The 2,172-nt window shown below is 44.8% G+C and carries 3 protein-coding genes; all 3 read right to left on the bottom strand.

What is annotated here, in order from left to right:
- Positions 1-69: 69 nt before the first annotated feature.
- On the bottom strand, positions 70-240 hold the full coding sequence (gene secE, locus WBV27_RS02425) for a preprotein translocase subunit SecE (RefSeq protein ID WP_086628826.1): 171 nt from the start codon (positions 238-240) through the stop codon (positions 70-72).
- A gap of 35 nt (positions 241-275) precedes the next feature.
- Positions 276-428, bottom strand: a complete 153-nt coding sequence (gene rpmG / locus WBV27_RS02420) for a 50S ribosomal protein L33 (RefSeq protein WP_072763840.1) — start codon at positions 426-428, stop codon at positions 276-278.
- Between the two features lie 192 nt (positions 429-620).
- The coding region (locus WBV27_RS02415) for a glucose PTS transporter subunit IIA (protein WP_424199088.1) at positions 621-2,172 on the bottom strand (1,552 nt) is incomplete at its 5' end.

The raw sequence follows: 2,172 nt of genomic DNA, 5'->3' as shown, positions 1-2,172 counted from the left end.
TTGAAAGGTTCCTTCTGTACGGCGTTAACATTATAGCATCACGAAGACCGTATGGCTACAAATCTTCTTTTAATTTAAGATTAAATCCATTGCCTCTGTGATCCCAAAATCTACTGCGGCAAAAAATATTCCGAATAGAATGGTTGTAACGACTACCGTATTTGTATATTTTGCTAATTCCTTACCAGTCGGCCAAGTCACTTGCTTCATTTCATCCGCTACGCTCTTCAGAAATTTCATGCTTATCCTCCTACTATATGTTGCCAGTTTCGTCTTTATTTCGTTTCTTTGTGCAAGGTATGCTTTCCGCAGTACCGGCAAAATTTCTTGACTTCCAAACGTTCTGTACGACCTTTTTCAGTAGGTGTGATGGTGTAGTTCCTTGATCCACATACGGTACAGGCTAATGCGGCTTTTCTGATAGCCATGTCGCTCACCTATTTTCTCTCTATTTGTGTACACAATACAAGCTAATATTAGAGCGCCTGCCACAAATAGTCAACCTTTTTATTTTTGCGGATGCGCCCAGAAATACAAAAAGGCCTCCGGATCTGAGACCGGAAACCTTTTTGTCGCGCTATTCATTTCTGCATCACCTTATCCGCGTTGAATCTTACTTCTTATTGAACTGTAACGATTGCATCGCCAAGATCTACAGTACCTTCTGCAACAACTTCAATGTTTTTGTAATTGAAAGTGTTTGTGATTACGATAGGAGTAGTTGTCTTGTAACCGGAAGCTTTGATGAAGTCGATATCGAAATCAACCAATTTGTCTCCGATTTCAACAAAATCCCCAGCCTTAACATAAGTAGTGAAACCTTCACCTTTCAGATTGACTGTATCCAATCCGATATGGATCAAAATTTCAACACCTTCGTCAGATTCAAGACCGATAGCATGCTTCGTGTCGAAAACCATCACGACTTTACCGTTGATCGGCGAAACAACTTCACCGACTGCAGGTTCGATTGCGATCCCTTTACCCAACGCTTCACTAGCGAAGGCAGCGTCATCCACTTGCGTCAATGGAATGGCGATACCAGCGATAGGCGAACGCAAAGTAGTGGCAACTGTCGCTTTTTCTTCAGCAGCGGGCGCTGCTGGTGTTACTGTTGCTTTTTCTTCTGTTTTTTCAACAGCCTTCAGACCATAGTAGTCTTCTTTGGAAGGCAGTTTTGCGGCACTGCCGCTTTCAATGAATTCTTCCAGGTTTGATTTGATGTTAGAAACTTTCGGTCCGTAAACAACTTGAACGCCGTTTCCTTTATGGATGACGCCGGATGCTCCCGTGCCTTTCAATAATTCTGCATCAACCAAATCGCCGTTTGCTACAGTTGTACGCAGACGTGTCGCACAGCTGTCGACGTCAACGATGTTCGCTGCGCCACCCAGACCATAAATGATGGAAGCAGACATTTCATCCGTTTCGTTTTTCACGATTGAGGCAACGTCTGCAGCGCCTTCTTGCGCTTTCGCATTCATGTCAGCACGCGTGTACAATTTCACTTCAGTCGAATCATCTTCACGACCTGGAGTCTTGTAGTTGAACTTCTTGATCAGGAATGAGAACAGGAAGTAGTAGATTACGAAGTAAGCAAGACCGATGAATACGATCCAGATCCAGTTCGTTTTGGCATTCCCTTGCAGGATACCGTACAAGAACATGTCGATGAATCCGCCTGAGAAAGTCATACCGACGCCTACGTTGAACATATGCATCAACATGTAAGCAGCACCGGCCAAAACAGAGTGGATGATATACAATGGTGTAGCAACAAACAGGAATGTGAATTCCAATGGCTCAGTGATACCTGTAAGCATTGAAGTCAAGGCCGCAGACAACAAAAGTCCGCCGGCTTCTTTTCTTTTTTCTGGTTTAGCTGTGCGGTACATCGCTAAAGCAGCACCAGGCAAGCCGAAGATCATCAACGGGAATTTACCTGACATGAAGCGGGTAGCCGCAACGCTGAAGACAGTTGTGTCAGCATCAGCCAATTGCGCGAAGAAGATGTTTTGTGCACCTTCGACCATTTTTCCGCCGACTTCCATCGTTCCGCCCACTGCTGTTTGCCAGAAAGGCAAGTAGAACACGTGGTGAAGACCGAAAGGAATCAACGCACGCTCCATGAAACCATATAACCATGTTCCAGCGTAACCGGAACCTTGTACC

This window comes from Trichococcus sp., assembly GCF_049589555.1.
Taxonomy (GTDB): domain Bacteria; phylum Bacillota; class Bacilli; order Lactobacillales; family Aerococcaceae; genus Trichococcus.
This window is presented reverse-complemented; position numbering and strand designations above follow the sequence as displayed.

Excerpts from the sequence above, each read along its gene's own strand:
- secE (WP_086628826.1), bottom strand. The coding sequence starts at position 240 with ATGAAATTTCTGAAGAGCGTAGCGGATGAAATGAAGCAAGTGACTTGG.
- rpmG (WP_072763840.1), bottom strand. The coding sequence starts at position 428 with ATGGCTATCAGAAAAGCCGCATTAGCCTGTACCGTATGTGGATCAAGG.